Source organism: Nostoc sp. PA-18-2419 (genome assembly GCF_005869855.1).
Taxonomy (GTDB): Bacteria; Cyanobacteriota; Cyanobacteriia; order Cyanobacteriales; family Nostocaceae; genus Nostoc.
The window spans coordinates 1-17,369 of sequence record NZ_SZNH01000021.1; the positions used below are offsets into that span (position 1 = coordinate 1).

The window sequence follows — 17,369 nt, forward strand, 5'->3', positions numbered from 1 at the left end:
TTTTTTATTTTTTTTTATTTGCCAATTCAATTTGCTGATTCAAAGTTAAGTCAGAGGATGGTTTGAGACCACTTTACCGCTAGTATGTTGTAGCAAATGGCGTTGTGGAAAACCTTTTCACCAATTAATTTAAAAGCTAACCTCTTTCTTAGGAACTGGAATCCCGACAATACCGAACTTCTGCCGCAACTACCATCGGCAATGCAAAGCATTACCGTAGATATCGCTGTCCAAAGTTTTAGTTTGAAGCTATCGATTGACTTTTGCCAAAAGCATTAGAAAAAATTAAGCATTCTCAATCACTCTTCTTGCTTAATTCGGCGTCGGACTGAATCAGCATGAGAAGGCAAGCCCTCCGCTGTTGCTAGCACATCAATGGCACTAGCCACATTTTGCAGTGCAGTTTGGGAGTATTGAATAATACTAGAGTGTTTGAGGAAAGTTTCCACCCCTAATGCCGAAGCGTACCTAGCAGCGCCAGAAGTCGGCAAGGTATGGTTAGGTCCTGCCAAATAGTCTCCTACTGCTTCTGGTGTTGAGTAACCCAAAAAGATTGCTCCAGCATGGCGAATCTGTGGTAATAACGCCCAAGGGTCTTTGATTTCTAATTCTAAATGTTCTGGGGCAAATTCGTTGGAGAGTTCTGCTGCTGCTGCCAAAGATTCCACAACAATAATCAAGCCGTAATGAGCAATCGCTTTTTCTGTATCTATTCGCCGAGGGTGATCGACTAGCTGTCTTTCCAAAGCTACTTGCACGTTCTTGGCCAAAGCAGCATCTGTAGTCAGCAAAATAGCTGCCGCCATCGGATCGTGTTCGGCTTGGGCTAATAAGTCAGCAGCTACATACACTGGGTTGGCAGTTTCGTCGGCAATCACCAGCACTTCGGAAGGGCCTGCCAAAGAATCAATCCCAACGGTGCCGTAGACAAGTTTTTTAGCTAAGGTCACATAAATGTTGCCAGGCCCAGTAATCACATTCACTTTGGGAATTGTTTCTGTGCCATAGGCTAAAGCACCGATCGCTTGTGCCCCCCCAATGCGATAAATTTCTTGCACTCCTGCTTCTTGAGCAGCTACCAGGACTGCTGGGTTAACTGCTCCACCTGGACCTGGTGGTGTTACCATCAGTACATGGGGTACACCAGCTACCTTTGCCGGAATTGCATTCATCAGTACAGTACTGGGATAAGAGGCGCGACCACCAGGCACATACAACCCCGCTCGGTCTACTGGGGTGTAGCGTTTGCCGAGTACTACTTCATCGTCGCCAAAATGTACCCAGCTTTTCGGTACTCGCTGACGATGAAATGCTTCAATTTGGCGGCAAGCTAGCCGAATTGCCCCCATCAACTCCTTGGACACCTGTTGATAGGCTGCATCGAGTTGAGAGCCTGTAACACGGAGTTCTTCTGGCTTGAGGGTTTGTTTATCAAATTCGGCGGTGTAATGCAGTACAGCTTTGTCGCCTTGGCGCTTGACTGCTTGCAAAACTTCCCGCACCGTTGCTTCTTTGTTGAGCACCTGTTCGTCATGGGTGCGATCGCAGATCCGTTGTAGTTCTGCTCTGACGTCTGCCTGCTGAGTAATGATTCGCAGCATGGAGTAAGGACAATGCCAAAATTATAATATTCCTACTTGAGATTTAGTATTGCTCTTAACCCATCTGGGTGTGGAAGCTGACTCTAATTCTCTTCTCTAGCTTAACCTGGATTTTTTTGATACTCCCAAGGTTGCCAGCAGATGCCTTCTTTCAAAAGGCGACTTAATTACTTAATCCGATCAGCCTGAATGACCGATCAGTAAAAAGGGGGCGTGCCATTTCCCACTATTCTTGTATCCTTACCCTCACTCCTTAATATGGCTAAAAATCGTGTGCTTCCACATCCAATTTTCCGGATTTACAGGGGGTAGGGTCTGAGTATAACTTTTACTTATTTTCCTAACTTTTAGTAGTTAACATGTGTACAGATACGAGATATGGGCTCTACACTATAAAGTCCCTAAAATTTATATTTTTACAGTTCTTTACCTCTGAATAATGCATCTACTTGAAGGACTACTTAATATTGACAATCGCACTCCCTGATTCAGTTAGTGGCGAGTTAGAGTGAATATTTTATTATTGATGTATTCTATTTTAACGCATTTCCTCAATTCATGACATACTCAATTGGGTATGGGGGACTGAGGTATCAGGGATTAGTTATTGGTCTTTGCGTCCTTGTAGATCCTTATTTCTCTAATTCCTTCAATCTACTTCGTCTTCCCTAGTCACCGCTCCATACTACCCATTAACATAATTTTTTTAGGAAATTCTAACATTGGCAATTTGAATGCTATATTAGTAAGTCTAGTAGTGTGTGTACATGTTAGTATATTTTCTGGAATTGACTAGTGGCGAATACAAAGTCTGCTCTTAAGCGTGCCGAAATCGCAGAACGCAATCGACTGCGTAACAAAGCTTACAAATCAGCAGTCAAGACGCTGATGAAGAAATACTTTAATGCTGTAACTGTCTATGCAGCTAATCCTACCCCAGAATTAAATCAAGAAGTACAGTCTAGATTATCTGAAGCTTACAGCAAAATCGATAAAGCAGTAAAACGGGGTGTGCTTCACCCGAATAATGGGGCAAGGAAAAAATCAAAGTTGGCAATGAGACTAAAACCCGTCACACAAACAGCTCAGTAGTCATCGTCGTTTGTCCCTAGTCGTTTGCGATGGGGACAAAAGACTAAGTGCAGAATAGAGCCAGTGACTTAAGTTAGTTACTGGATTTGTGTGTAAACAGCCAAAGGGCGGCTCTTGCTAGAGTACTGGTGTTGAGCTAAGGGTTCGTGAGGTTGAGAATTTTGTCAAAAACAAGAAAAAACAAAGCACAAAGTCACAGATCGGAGGTTTTATTTGATGACTTTGCCATCCTGCAGGGTACAGACGCCACTGAAGGAGCCGATAACCCCTAGTCGAGCAGTGGCTCAACGGCAGTTCCTTTAAGCGAGGTAACCCCGCCAACGGACTGCCTTAACTTTGTGATAGAAGACAAAGGACTAATGATGCAACTGATAGACACGCACGTCCATCTCAACTTTGATAATTTCCAGCCAGATTTACTAGCAGTTCGATCACGGTGGCAACAAGCAGGTGTAGTACATTTAGTTCATTCCTGTGTTTACCCTGAGGAGTTTCCCAGTATTCAAGCTGTAGCGCATGAGTTTCCAGAAATCAGTTTTGCTGTTGGATTGCATCCTTTAGATGCTTACAAATGGAATCAAGACACAGCCGAGAAAATTAAATATTTGGCGAGTTCTAGCTCGAATGTGGTAGCAATTGGAGAAATGGGGCTGGATTTTTACAAAGCTGATAACTATCAGCAACAATACATGGTGTTTGAATCGCAGTTAGTGATCGCATCTGAACTCGACTTACCAGTAATTATCCACTGTCGCGATGCTGCTGTCCAAACCAGAGAAGTATTAGAAAAATGGCGCTCACTTAAAGGAGATAGAGTGCGCGGCGTCATGCATTGTTGGGGAGGAACGCCAGAAGAAACTCAATGGTTTCTCGATTTGGGCTTTTACATTAGTTTTAGCGGAACAGTAACGTTCAAAAACGCCAAAGCTATCCAATCCTCAGCGGCGATGGTAAGTAGCGATAGGTTACTTATTGAAACAGATTGCCCTTTTTTAGCTCCAGTTCCCAAACGTGGCGAGAGGCGCAATGAGCCTGCTTACGTCCGTTATGTAGCAGAGCAAGTAGCTAAACTGCGTCAAGAACCTGTGGAGATTATCGCCCAGCAAACCACCGAAAATGCCTGTAAATTATTCGGTATATCAATATAAAGTGTCCTTTAGTCTATTTTATCCAGTTGCATTCAAAAAAATAAAACTTTAGGAGGACAAAAATATGCTAAGATCGTTCCCTCCAAAACATTTTGCTTGCGCCATAATGATAAAGGAAGGAACGTAAAACTTTTGAGCTTAGTTTTTGTGCTGTTATTCGGCTTGGCCATCCTTAAAATCTCTACAAGCGGATGCTCTCCACACACGACTGACCGTGCCAACTCAGGTTGAGCCATAATTTTGCACAACATCGGTTTGGTGTGTATTTAATCTATACAAAATCGTTAAATGAAATTGCCTTGTGATTACAATCCAGCAAAATAAAGTGATTCTGATTCAAAGCCAACAAAATGCGGATCGTTTCCTCAATCTTAGGATATTTAGGATATCACTGAGAAGATAGATCTTAGGCGTGGATTTAAGACACATAGTGTAGAGCTGCGTAAGCAAATTAACGCGCTTTTTGGAGGGAAGGTGAGGAAAGGAGATCGAATTGACGAATATCTTAATTGTGGATTAGGGAACTCAGACCCCCAAAAAGTTGGAATTAGGCAATGGGAATAGGCAAGAGTTTCTCAGTACCCAGTACCTAGCAACGGTTCCCGATTAGGAGTGATTACCCTCTTAGTAAAATCGCTGATTCCAGGTTTGATTGCTGGGTTTGCCCACATTTGTAAATAGTAAGTGTATAAAGAGTTTCCAAACTCGGACACTAGCTAGCAGTGGGAAGGATTAAATTACAGTGTCCAAAGAAAAATTTAACCAGGTTGACAAAGGTAGAGGCATGATTAAAGAAACATATATGGAACCCGCCTTTCTGTTGCCCGACTTGATTGAAATCCAGCGTTCTAGCTTCCGCTGGTTTTTGGAAGAAGGGTTGATAGAAGAACTCAACTCATTTAGTCCGATTACAGATTACACGGGCAAACTAGAACTGCACTTTTTGGGTCAAAACTACAAACTTAAAGAACCAAAGTACAGCGTTGAAGAAGCGAAACGGCGGGATAGTACTTATGCTGTACAAATGTATGTTCCCACACGTTTGATTAATAAGGAAACCGGGGAAATCAAAGAGCAAGAGGTATTCATTGGAGATTTGCCTTTGATGACCGATCGCGGCACCTTTATTATCAACGGAGCTGAGCGGGTAATTGTCAACCAAATAGTGCGGTCGCCAGGAGTTTACTACAAATCAGAAATCGATAAAAACGGGCGACGTACTTATTCAGCTAGCTTAATTCCCAACCGGGGGGCATGGCTGAAATTTGAAACAGACCGTAACGATTTGGTGTGGGTACGCATCGACAAAACCCGCAAACTCTCAGCCCAGGTATTATTAAAAGCTTTAGGCTTATCAGACAACGAAATATTCGACGCCTTACGCCACCCAGAATATTTCCAAAAAACCATCGAAAAAGAAGGGCAATTTTCGGAAGAAGAAGCCCTGATGGAGTTATATCGCAAATTGCGTCCTGGCGAACCACCTACAGTCTTAGGTGGACAACAGCTCCTAGATTCTCGTTTCTTTGACCCGAAACGTTATGACTTGGGTCGCGTTGGGCGGTACAAGCTGAACAAGAAATTGCGGCTTTCTGTACCCGACACCATGCGGGTGCTGACCTCCAGCGATATTTTGGCAGCAGTGGATTACTTAATAAACCTAGAGTATGACATTGGCAACATTGATGACATTGACCATTTAGGTAACCGTCGTGTAAGAAGCGTTGGTGAATTGCTGCAAAATCAAGTGCGGGTAGGCTTAAACCGCTTGGAGAGAATCATTCGGGAACGGATGACTGTATCCGATGCCGAAGTACTCACCCCGGCTTCCTTGGTAAACCCCAAACCACTGGTAGCAGCAATTAAAGAATTTTTTGGTTCCAGCCAATTAAGTCAGTTCATGGATCAAACCAATCCCTTAGCAGAACTGACTCACAAACGCCGCTTGAGTGCCCTCGGTCCCGGTGGTTTAACTCGCGAACGTGCAGGGTTTGCCGTGCGGGATATTCATCCTAGTCACTACGGACGCATTTGCCCTATTGAGACACCAGAAGGCCCTAATGCTGGCTTGATTGGCTCCTTGGCGACCCATGCACGCGTAAACCAATACGGGTTCTTGGAAACACCATTTAGACCTGTGGAAAATGGGCGGGTTAGATTTGATTTGACGCCAGCCTACATGACAGCCGATGAAGAAGATGACCTGCGGGTTGCTCCTGGAGACATTCCTGTAGATGAAACAGGGCATATTATCGGGCCGCAAGTACCAGTACGCTATCGTCAGGAATTCTCCACTACAACGCCGGAGCAAGTGGACTATGTAGCGGTATCTCCAGTACAAATCGTGTCGGTAGCTACCAGTATGATTCCCTTCTTGGAGCATGATGACGCTAACCGAGCGCTGATGGGGTCAAACATGCAACGCCAAGCAGTACCCTTGCTGAAGCCAGAGCGGCCATTGGTGGGCACAGGTTTGGAAGCCCAAGGAGCAAGAGACTCCGGGATGGTAATTGTATCGCGTACTGATGGCGATGTCACCTACGTAGATGCTACAGAAATCCGCGTGCGTCCGAAACCCAATACATCAGAAATTAAGTACACCCTTTCTAAGTACCAACGCTCAAACCAAGACACTTGTTTGAACCAGAAGCCCCTCGTTCGCATTGGTGAAAAAGTAGTGGCAGGTCAGGTACTAGCTGATGGCTCCTCCACCGAAGGCGGTGAATTGGCGCTAGGACAAAATATTGTTGTTGCTTACATGCCTTGGGAAGGCTACAACTACGAAGACGCGATTTTAATTTCTGAGCGACTGGTGCAGGATGATATCTACACCTCAATTCACATTGAAAAATATGAAATTGAGGCTAGGCAGACGAAATTGGGGCCAGAAGAAATCACTAGAGAAATTCCCAACGTTGGGGAAGATGCCTTGCGGCAGTTAGATGAACAAGGAATTATCCGCATTGGGGCATGGGTAGAAGCAGGCGATATCCTGGTGGGTAAAGTAACACCCAAAGGTGAATCCGACCAACCACCAGAAGAAAAATTGTTGCGGGCGATTTTCGGGGAAAAAGCACGGGATGTGCGAGACAATTCCCTGCGAGTACCTAACGGTGAAAAAGGGCGTGTGGTTGACGTGCGCTTGTTTACCCGCGAACAAGGCGATGAATTGCCACCAGGAGCCAATATGGTAGTCCGGGTGTATGTCGCCCAAAAACGCAAAATCCAAGTTGGTGACAAAATGGCAGGACGCCACGGCAACAAAGGGATTATTTCCCGGATTTTGCCAGCGGAAGATATGCCTTATTTGCCTGATGGTTCACCAGTGGACATCGTACTTAACCCCTTGGGCGTACCCAGCCGGATGAACGTCGGACAAGTATTTGAGTGCCTCTTGGGTTGGGCTGGTCATACCTTAGGAGTGCGATTTAAGATTACTCCCTTTGACGAAATGTACGGTGAAGAGTCATCCCGGAGAATCGTGCATGGCAAATTGCAAGAAGCACGGGATGAAACCAGCAAAGACTGGGTATATAACCCGGATGACCCAGGTAAAATCATGGTGTTTGATGGTCGTACAGGCGAACCCTTTGACCGACCAATCACCATCGGTGTGGCTTATATGCTGAAGCTGGTGCATTTGGTAGACGATAAGATCCACGCCCGTTCCACAGGCCCATACTCACTGGTGACCCAGCAACCCTTGGGTGGTAAAGCCCAACAAGGTGGTCAGCGGTTTGGGGAAATGGAAGTGTGGGCATTGGAAGCGTTCGGTGCAGCTTACACCTTACAAGAATTGCTGACAGTGAAATCCGACGATATGCAAGGACGGAATGAAGCGTTAAATGCGATCGTTAAAGGTAAGGCAATTCCCCGACCTGGAACACCAGAGTCCTTTAAGGTGTTAATGCGCGAACTACAATCATTGGGGTTAGACATTGCCGTACATAAGGTAGAAACCCAAGCAGACGGTAGCTCATTAGATGTGGAAGTCGATTTGATGGCGGACCAATCAGCCCGTCGCACACCTCCCAGACCCACCTATGAATCTCTTTCCCGCGATTCACTTGAAGATGACGAATAATTTGTAATTGATAATACTTGCCTTTGGCGAGAAGCAAGCTATGTAATTCGCAATTGAATAATTCAATTGCGAATTACAAATTAAAAATTGTTAATTACAAATTAGAAATTGTTAATTACGAATTACTAAAGATGAGACCAGCCCAAACTAATCAGTTTGACTACGTAAAAATCGGCTTAGCATCACCAGAACGTATTCGCCAGTGGGGCGAGAGAACTTTGCCCAATGGTCAGGTAGTTGGTGAAGTCACTAAGCCAGAAACGATTAATTACAGAACTCTTAAGCCAGAGATGGATGGCTTATTCTGTGAGCGGATCTTTGGTCCAGCGAAAGATTGGGAATGTCATTGTGGCAAGTATAAAAGAGTGCGTCACAGAGGGATTGTCTGTGAGCGATGTGGGGTAGAAGTTACCGAGTCACGGGTGCGTCGTCACCGCATGGGCTATATTAAACTCGCCGCGCCAGTAGCTCACGTTTGGTATCTCAAAGGCATTCCTAGCTATATTTCCATCCTGTTGGATATGCCCTTGCGGGATGTGGAGCAGATTGTCTATTTCAACTCTTATGTTGTCTTAAGTCCAGGCAATGCCGAAACTTTAACTTACAAGCAGCTACTGAGCGAAGACCAGTGGCTGGAAATTGAAGACCAAATTTATAGTGAAGATTCTCAGCTACAGGGCGTAGAGGTAGGCATTGGGGCCGAAGCGCTGCTGCGATTGCTTGCGGATATCAATTTGGAGCAAGAAGCTGAAAGCTTACGGGAAGAAATTGGTAACGCCAAGGGACAAAAGAGAGCCAAGTTAATTAAACGACTGCGGGTAATTGACAACTTTATCGCTACTGGTTCTAAACCAGAGTGGATGGTGATGGCAGTTATTCCGGTGATTCCCCCAGACTTGCGCCCAATGGTGCAGCTAGATGGCGGACGGTTTGCTACCAGCGATTTGAATGATTTATATCGGCGGGTAATTAATCGGAATAATCGTTTGGCACGCTTACAAGAAATTTTGGCGCCAGAGATTATTGTGCGGAACGAAAAGCGGATGCTGCAAGAAGCAGTGGATGCTTTGATTGACAATGGTCGTCGCGGACGGACTGTGGTAGGGGCAAATAACCGACCCCTGAAATCTTTGTCCGACATTATTGAAGGTAAGCAAGGACGTTTTAGACAAAACTTGTTGGGTAAACGAGTTGACTACTCTGGACGTTCAGTAATTGTGGTGGGACCAAAGCTGAAAATTCACCAATGCGGTTTGCCTAGAGAAATGGCAATTGAGCTATTTCAACCATTCGTGATTAACCGCCTGATTCGTAGTGGCATGGTGAATAACATCAAAGCTGCGAAAAAGCTGATATCACGTAACGACCCGAGTGTTTGGGATGTACTCGAAGAAGTAATTGAAGGACACCCAGTGCTACTTAACCGGGCACCAACACTGCACCGCTTGGGTATTCAGTCTTTTGAACCAATCTTGGTAGAAGGGAGAGCAATTCAACTGCATCCTTTGGTGTGTCCAGCATTTAACGCTGACTTTGATGGCGACCAAATGGCGGTACACGTGCCGCTGTCATTAGAAAGTCAGGCTGAGGCGCGGTTATTAATGTTGGCTTCTAACAATATTTTGTCACCAGCCACAGGTAAACCGATTATCACACCTAGCCAAGACATGGTATTGGGAGCATATTACTTAACAGCAGAAAATCCTGGTGCTACCAAAGGCGCAGGCAAGTACTTTGCTTCCTTAGATGACGTAATTATGGCTTTCCAGCAAGAGGAAATTGACTTGCACGCTTATATTTATGTGCGGTTTGACGGTGAACTCGAATCAGACCAACCCGATACAGAACCTCTTGAGGTACAAGAAAACGAAGATGGCAGCCGGACATTAAAGTATAAGTTCCGCCGAGTTAGAGAAGACGCTAAGGGAAATCTGGTTTCACAGTATATCCGGACAACACCTGGTCGGGTTATTTACAATAAAGCGATTCAGGAAGCACTAGCAAGCTAATTCGTAATTTCTAATTCGTAATTCGTAATTGAAGAATTAATTACGAATTACGAATTATGTTAATGACTAAGGACTAATGACTAATGACTGAAAACATGATTTTTCGGAATCGGGTGGTGGATAAGGGTCAACTGAGAAATTTGATTTCTTGGGCCTTTACGCATTACGGTACAGCGCGAACCGCAGTGATGGCGGACAAACTCAAAGATTTGGGATTTCGTTACGCCACCAAAGCTGGGGTTTCCATTAGTGTAGATGACTTGATGGTGCCTCCAACTAAGCGATCGCTCCTAGAAGCAGCCGAAGAAGAAATTCGTGCCACCGAAGCTCGTTACCAACGGGGTGAAATCACTGAAGTAGAACGCTTCCAAAAGGTAATTGATACCTGGAACAGTACTAGTGAAGCCCTCAAAGATGAAGTAGTTGTCCACTTCAAAAAGACTAATCCCCTGAACTCCGTATACATGATGGCATTCTCCGGAGCGCGGGGTAACATCTCCCAAGTCCGACAATTAGTAGGAATGCGGGGACTGATGGCAGATCCCCAAGGGGAAATTATCGACTTGCCCATCAAAACCAACTTCCGCGAGGGGCTAACGGTGACGGAATACATTATTTCGTCATACGGTGCGAGAAAAGGATTGGTGGATACCGCCTTGCGGACGGCTGACTCTGGTTATCTCACCCGACGTTTGGTGGACGTATCCCAGGATGTGATTATTCGGGAATTTGACTGTGGCACCACTAGAGGCATTCCCATTCGCCCAATGACAGAAGGTGCCAAAACTTTGATTCCTCTAGCAAATCGCTTGATGGGACGGGTAGTTGGCGAAGACGTGGTACATCCAATCACAAAAGAAGTGATTGCACCACGCAACACCCCAATTTCTGACGACTTGGCCAAGGAAATTGGCAAATCTGGGGTGAAAGAAGTTGTAGTGCGGAGTCCCCTAACTTGTGAAGCTGCACGTTCTGTCTGTCAACATTGCTATGGCTGGAGTTTAGCCCACGCCAAAATGGTAGACTTGGGCGAAGCCGTGGGAATTATCGCCGCCCAAAGTATCGGCGAACCAGGCACCCAGCTAACCATGCGGACATTCCACACAGGTGGTGTATTTACTGGGGAAGTGGCACAACAAGTCCGCTCTAAAATTGATGGAACTGTAAAAATTCCTCGCAAATTGCGGACAAGACAATATCGTACCCGCCACGGTGAAGATGCTTTGTATGTTGAGGCCAATGGCGTAATCGTTTTAGAACCAAAAAAAGAAGGTGATGCCACCCCAGCTAACCAAGAAGTGCAGGTGACTCAAGGTTCTACATTATATGTATTTGATGGCAATCAAGTAAAACAAGGTCAGTTGTTGGCAGAAGTTGCCCTTGGTGGACGCACAACTCGGACTAATACAGAAAAAGCCGTTAAAGATGTGGCTTCTGACTTAGCAGGGGAAGTGCAATTTGCCGAAGTTGTCCCAGAACAGAAAACCGACCGTCAAGGCAACACTACAACCACAGCTGCACGGGGTGGCTTGATTTGGATTTTGTCTGGGGAAGTTTACAACTTGCCACCAGGTGCGGAATTGGTAGTGAAAAATGGTGATGCGATCGCTTCTAATGGTGTATTAGCAGAAACCAAATTAACTACTCTGCACGGCGGTGTGGTGCGCTTACCCGAAGCTACTCCAGGTAAGAGTACCAGGGAAATTGAGATTATCACCGCTTCTGTGGTCTTAGACCAGGCAACCGTAACAGTCCAAAGTTCCCAAGGTCGGAATAACTACTTAGTCTCCACTGGCAACAACCAAGTATTTAATCTCCGCGCGACACCGGGCACAAAAGTGCAAAATGGTCAAGTTGTAGCCGAGTTAATTGATGACCGCTATCGCACAAGCACTGGTGGATTCCTGAAATTTGCGGGCGTAGAAGTCCAGAAAAAAGGCAAAGCCAAACTGGGTTATGAAGTTGTCCAAGGTGGTACACTTTTGTGGATTCCGGAAGAAACCCACGAAGTTAATAAAGATATCTCCTTGCTGTTGGTAGAAGACGGTCAGTTTGTGGAAGCTGGCAGCGAAGTTGTGAAGGATATCTTCTGCCAAAACAGCGGTGTGATTGAAGTTACCCAGAAAAACGACATTCTGCGGGAAGTGGTGGTGAAGCCAGGGGAACTGCTGATGGTGGACGACCCCGAAGCAGTCATGGGACGAGATAACACCTTCATCCAGCCAGGTGAGGAATTTCAAGGTACTGTCGCCACAGAATTACGCTATATCCAGTATGTGGAGACACCAGAAGGCCCTGCTCTGTTGAGTCGTCCAGTAGTCGAGTTCGCCGTACCGAACAATCCAGATGTGCCATCGACCACATCGGTAAGTCAACAAACTGGGCGTTCCATTCAGTTGCGTGCTGTGCAGCGCTTGCCTTACAAAGATTCTGAACGGGTGAAATCTGTCGAAGGTGTGGAACTGCTGCGAACCCAACTAGTGTTGGAAATCGAGCAAGAAGGCGAGCAAGACCACAATGCCTCCCCCCTAGCAGCAGATATTGAATTGGTACAGGATACCGAAGATGAAGAAGTTCAGCGCTTGCAGTTGGTGATCTTGGAGTCTTTGGTAATTCGTCGAGACATTACCGCTGATGCTACCCAAGGTAGCACCCAGACAACACTAGAAGTCCAAGATGGACTAACCATCGCCCCTGGTTCCGTGGTCGCACGTACTCAAATCTTGTCTAAAGAAGGCGGGATAGTCAGGGGTGTGCAAAAGGGAACTGAAAATGTGCGTCGATGTTTGGTGTTGCGGGAAACTGACATGATTACCGTAAATACCAGTAGCCAGCCGAAAGTAAAAGCGGGTGAATTGCTTGTAGCAGGTAAAGAAGTTGCCAGTGAGGTTTTTGCTGATGAATCTGGGCAAGTAATAAATGTCAAAAAAGTAACGAGTGCTGAATCTAGAGTGTCGAGTCAAGGAAATACTCAGGACTCAGCATTGAGTACTCAAAACTACGCTATTACTATCCGCCTCGGTCGCCCCTACCGAGTCAGCCCGGGTGCTGTGTTGCAAATAGAAGATGGTGATTTGGTACAACGGGGTGATAACTTAGTATTGCTGGTATTTGAACGCGCCAAAACCGGAGACATTATTCAAGGTTTGCCTCGGATTGAAGAATTGCTTGAAGCTCGCAAACCGAAAGAGGCGTGTATCCTAGCACGGCGAGCCGGAGAAGTCAAGGTAGTTTACGGTGATGGTGATGAAGCGATCGCCATTAAGGTCGTAGAATCAAATGGCGTAGTTACAGATTATCAGCTAGGTCCGGGACAAAATTTAACTATCCCAGATGGATCTCAGATTTCAGCCGGACAACCGTTGACCGATGGTCCATCCAACCCACATGAAATCTTGGAAATCTTCTTTAGCTTGGGTTCCGAAGACGGAGTTTATGCTTGTGCTAGCCATGCTTTGCAGAAGGTACAGACATTCTTAGTGAATGAAGTGCAAATGGTGTATCAGTCTCAAGGGATTGATATTTCCGATAAGCACATTGAAGTAATTGTGCGCCAGATGACCAACAAAGTCCGGATTGATGATGGTGGAGACACCACAATGCTTCCCGGCGAATTGGTGGAACTGCGCCAAGTTGAGCAGGTGAACGAAGCAATGGCAATTACAGGTGGTGCTAGGGCACAATATACCCCAGTATTGCTGGGTATTACCAAAGCATCGTTGAACACTGACAGCTTTATTTCTGCTGCATCCTTCCAAGAGACAACACGCGTCTTAACCGAAGCAGCTATTGAAGGTAAATCTGACTGGCTGCGGGGATTAAAGGAAAACGTGATTATCGGGCGATTGATTCCCGCTGGTACTGGTTACAATACCTATGAAGAAACCAGTGCGATCGATGACTATGCTGTTGATATTAGCAGTAGTGTCTTAGATGAAGTTGACGATCCCCTGGATATGGTTTTAGATGACCGCACAGCTCGTACCTATAATTTAGATTCTCCTACCCTTGGGGAATCTAGCTATGGCAACAGACGTGCAGAAAGGTCAATTTTAGATGACGACGATGACTTAATCGCCGATGAAATAGCAGACGAAGACGATTACGAAGAAGACGACGAAGAAGACGAAGACGATTTCGACGACGAGTAAAAGTACAGATGCGATTAATCGCGTCTGTACAAAAATAAAAAGGCAAAAGAAGATTTTCTTTTGCCTTTTTAGTTTGTTTTCAAGAAACACATTACAAAATTTTGATTTCTAGCATTAAACCTAAGATTATGAAGTTTTTTTACATTGTAGTAGTAGGGAATAATTTTGATGTTGATGGTTTTTTAGCTACAACTGATATTCAAGCAGATTTCTGATGGCATAAAGACGATAAAAGAATTGGTTGTGTTACAAGTTTTTCAAAATGTAGCTTTATTAAATTATTCTGAATTTTTACTATAAAAAAATCCTCTACACTTCATGATTCTTAATCATCTGAGCTTCCTTTTTTAGCTGACAGAAGTCGCACAATCTAATAGGCTAATGTTAAAGTCGTGATTTTTCACAAAGCTCAACTAATAAAAAAGTAGGCTTTGTGGTCAGTATTTTGGATTACCATGTGCAAAATGTTGCCTAACCTTTATCATCACTGAGTTGTTAATAAGTATCTATAAAGAAAATGCGTTTTAAAATCGTCCAGAACTTTGATGCCAGTTTCACTCTCGAATCACAAGCAAAAGAAACTTTATCTAAATTATTAACGAGTGAAGCTTTTTTAAACCAAATATGCCAACAATTACAGTGTAAAAAAGTTGAATTTACAGAATTACTCTTCCAGCCAGTTCCTTATAGCTTAACTACCACTAAAGGAATGCCGGCAGAATTTGAAAAGTATCATGAATCTGATGAATACGCCATCATCAACGTACCACCAAACTTTATGTTTAGTGCTAAGATTTTTCAACCTAGTCGCCTTTGTGCTATTTATCAAAAATTTGATAATACTTAATTTAGAAGAAACTTTTATTTAATCAGTAATTTTTAATTTACAGGCAATAATAACTTTTAAATTTAGTTTATGAATACTCAAACAAATACTCCTGCTTTAACAAGCTTAGAATTCAATCATTACATTGGCGATCGCGGTCAACTACCCGAACAATTTCAAGGCAAAATCGGCGTATATGCTATCTTTGACCGAGAAAAAACGCTGCAATTTGTGGGATATTCCCGTGATGTTTATCTTAGCCTCAAGCAGCATTTAGTACGTCAACCGCAACAATGTTATTGGGTGAAAGTTCAAACTATTGAACGCCCCAGCCGCACAGTTTTAGAAAATATTGAAAATGCTTGGATTGCTGAAAATGGCAGTGTGCCAACCGGAAATGGGGATAACAAGGAAAAATGGACTAATCCCATTAATGTGAAAATAGTAATGACACCCGAAGAACAGGCAAATTATCAAAATCCAGTTAATGATGAATTAACACAAATAAAAATTATTAAAAATGTGGCACGGCGAGTAGAAGCAGAAATTTCCAAAGAATTAGAAGCGCGTGGTTTGCAACTAGAAGTTCGCTTTAATCCTAAATTGAAAGAACAAGGGTTACTGGATTTGAAATGAAGGTAGTTTTGGGAAAACTATCTTATGAATATTGCTGGTAATCTGCTATGACAACACAGCTATTAAATGATCGCTATCAAGTTATCCGCACATTGGGTGCTGGTGGGTTTGGTGAAACCTACTTAGCAGAAGATACCTATATGCCCTCAAAGCGCCGTTGTGTGGTCAAACGGCTAAGACCAATTCAGAACAACCCCCAGATTTATCAGCTAGTCCAAGACAGGTTTCAACGGGAAGCAGCTATTTTAGAAGAACTTGGTGGCGCAAATGACCAGATTCCGGCATTGTATGCTTACTTCTCTTCAGGCGGGGAATTTTACTTAGTTCAGGAGTGGGTTGAAGGTGATACCCTAACCGCGAAAGTCCAAAAGCAAGGACTATTTAGTGAAGTGGCCATCCAGGAATTATTCATGAATATCTTACCCGTCCTGGATTACGTCCACTCGAAAAATATCGTTCACCGCGATATCAAACCCGATAACATCATCGTGCGTTATCGCGACGGGAAATCGGTACTAATTGATTTTGGTGCTGTGCGGGAATCAATGGGAACCGTAGTCAATTCCCAAGGCAATCCTACTAGTTCGATTGTAATTGGGACACCTGGGTATATGCCCAGCGAACAAGCCGCAGGTAGACCAGTTTATTCGAGTGATTTATACAGTTTGGGAATGACAGTAATTTATTTACTGACTGGGAGAGTAGGACAACAACTAGAGACAGATTCCCGGACTGGTGAAATTGTTTGGCGACAGTATGCTAGTCATATTAGCCAAATGATGGCAGAAATAATTGATCGCGCCATCGCTTATCATCCACGCGATCGCTATCCCACAGCTAGAGCAATGCTAGATGCTTTGCAGAGCATAGCAAATCCAATTCCCCCAACGCAACCCGTCTTGACTCAAGCAACTGTAGTATCTGCACCAGCGCTTCACACAGTCCCCGTTCAGCCACAGCTAAACCCACCAAATAAGAGTCAGAATAATATCCTCATCGGTAGTTTAATTGCAGGTGGATTAATCGGTGCAGCTGTAATTATTGGTCAAATGCTGACAAAATCTTCTCAATCGACAGCAGACAAAACAGTATTACCTTCACAAACACCGTCAACTATTTCCAGTCCGGCGATCCAAACTCCTACATTTACACCAACGACTCCATCTATTCCTACTCAATCTACACCAACTCCCACTCCATTAATAACGCCAGCCGATAACACCAGTGTTAATACTTATTTTTGGCTTTCTCAAAAACCTGTAACTGATGCAGATTTAGACGGTAAAAGCGGTTTTGAATTAGATATTATGCGAAATTCAATATTTGCTAGCCACGGTCGTCGTTTTGATACACCTGAATTACAAGATTACTTTAATAACCAATCTTGGTATCGTCCTATATATTCACCAAAAGAATTTTCACCTAAATTGCTTTCAAAGTTAGAGCAACAGAATGTAAACTATATCAGTAAATATCAAGACCGTTACGGCTTGAGATATTTTAAAAAATAAATTACTGATGCGCTTGTAACCAAACTACTAAATCTTAGATAGTAGAAAAATCTAAAAAGCTTCACCAAGTGCTTTCACTTAACTACTGGAAAGCTGTTGAATTTGTGCTTGCAACTGGGGAGAAGGTGTAGCCAGTCGGCGCATAAGTTGACGCAAAGCTAGTGATATCAAGTTCGGCTAATTACTTATAATATGTTGGTCTTTTTGGTAATTAGGAATTGAAGGTCTATTAATTACCCATTACCCATTACCTATTACCGACCCTCACAGATATCATAAGTATTCAACCGGACATAATATGACACTTTTCT

At 44.1% G+C, this 17,369-nt stretch carries 10 protein-coding genes; 9 read left to right on the plus strand and 1 reads right to left on the minus strand.

Features of this window, described 5'->3' with window-relative positions:
• Positions 1-96: 96 nt before the first annotated feature.
• Positions 97-279, plus strand: coding sequence for a hypothetical protein (locus FCR06_RS20385; RefSeq protein WP_138502958.1), 183 nt, complete (start codon positions 97-99; stop codon positions 277-279).
• Positions 280-299: 20 nt separating this feature from the next.
• Here FCR06_RS20385 and hisD read toward each other — a convergent pair whose 3' ends face one another.
• Positions 300-1,601, minus strand: a complete 1,302-nt coding sequence (hisD, locus tag FCR06_RS20390; RefSeq protein ID WP_138502960.1) for a histidinol dehydrogenase — start codon at positions 1,599-1,601, stop codon at positions 300-302.
• Positions 1,602-2,396: 795 nt separating this feature from the next.
• Between hisD and rpsT the strand changes: the two genes are divergently transcribed.
• The 8 genes from rpsT to FCR06_RS20430 all read left to right on the plus strand — a co-directional run bounded on the left by rpsT (position 2,397) and on the right by FCR06_RS20430 (position 17,058).
• Positions 2,397-2,693 (plus strand): 30S ribosomal protein S20, encoded by a 297-nt coding sequence (gene rpsT / locus FCR06_RS20395; RefSeq protein WP_138502962.1) that lies wholly within the window; start codon positions 2,397-2,399, stop codon positions 2,691-2,693.
• Positions 2,694-3,055: 362 nt separating this feature from the next.
• Positions 3,056-3,841, plus strand: a complete 786-nt coding sequence (locus FCR06_RS20400) for a TatD family hydrolase (protein ID WP_138503150.1) — start codon at positions 3,056-3,058, stop codon at positions 3,839-3,841.
• Between the two features lie 784 nt (positions 3,842-4,625).
• On the plus strand, positions 4,626-7,925 hold the full coding sequence (gene rpoB, locus FCR06_RS20405; protein ID WP_138503152.1) for a DNA-directed RNA polymerase subunit beta: 3,300 nt from the start codon (positions 4,626-4,628) through the stop codon (positions 7,923-7,925).
• 131 nt (positions 7,926-8,056) lie between these two features.
• A complete protein-coding gene (locus FCR06_RS34325) occupies positions 8,057-9,934 on the plus strand; it encodes a DNA-directed RNA polymerase subunit gamma (protein ID WP_138502964.1) in 1,878 nt (625 codons plus the stop codon).
• Between the two features lie 83 nt (positions 9,935-10,017).
• Positions 10,018-14,085: a DNA-directed RNA polymerase subunit beta'' gene (locus FCR06_RS20415; protein ID WP_138502966.1), complete on the plus strand. Its 4,068-nt coding sequence runs from the start codon at positions 10,018-10,020 to the stop codon at positions 14,083-14,085.
• Between the two features lie 517 nt (positions 14,086-14,602).
• Positions 14,603-14,932: a hypothetical protein gene (locus tag FCR06_RS20420; protein WP_138502968.1), complete on the plus strand. Its 330-nt coding sequence runs from the start codon at positions 14,603-14,605 to the stop codon at positions 14,930-14,932.
• A 69-nt stretch (positions 14,933-15,001) separates the two neighbouring features.
• Positions 15,002-15,547: a GIY-YIG nuclease family protein gene (locus FCR06_RS20425; RefSeq protein WP_138502970.1), complete on the plus strand. Its 546-nt coding sequence runs from the start codon at positions 15,002-15,004 to the stop codon at positions 15,545-15,547.
• A gap of 47 nt (positions 15,548-15,594) precedes the next feature.
• On the plus strand, positions 15,595-17,058 hold the full coding sequence (locus tag FCR06_RS20430) for a protein kinase domain-containing protein (RefSeq protein ID WP_138502972.1): 1,464 nt from the start codon (positions 15,595-15,597) through the stop codon (positions 17,056-17,058).
• Positions 17,059-17,369 lie beyond the last annotated feature (311 nt).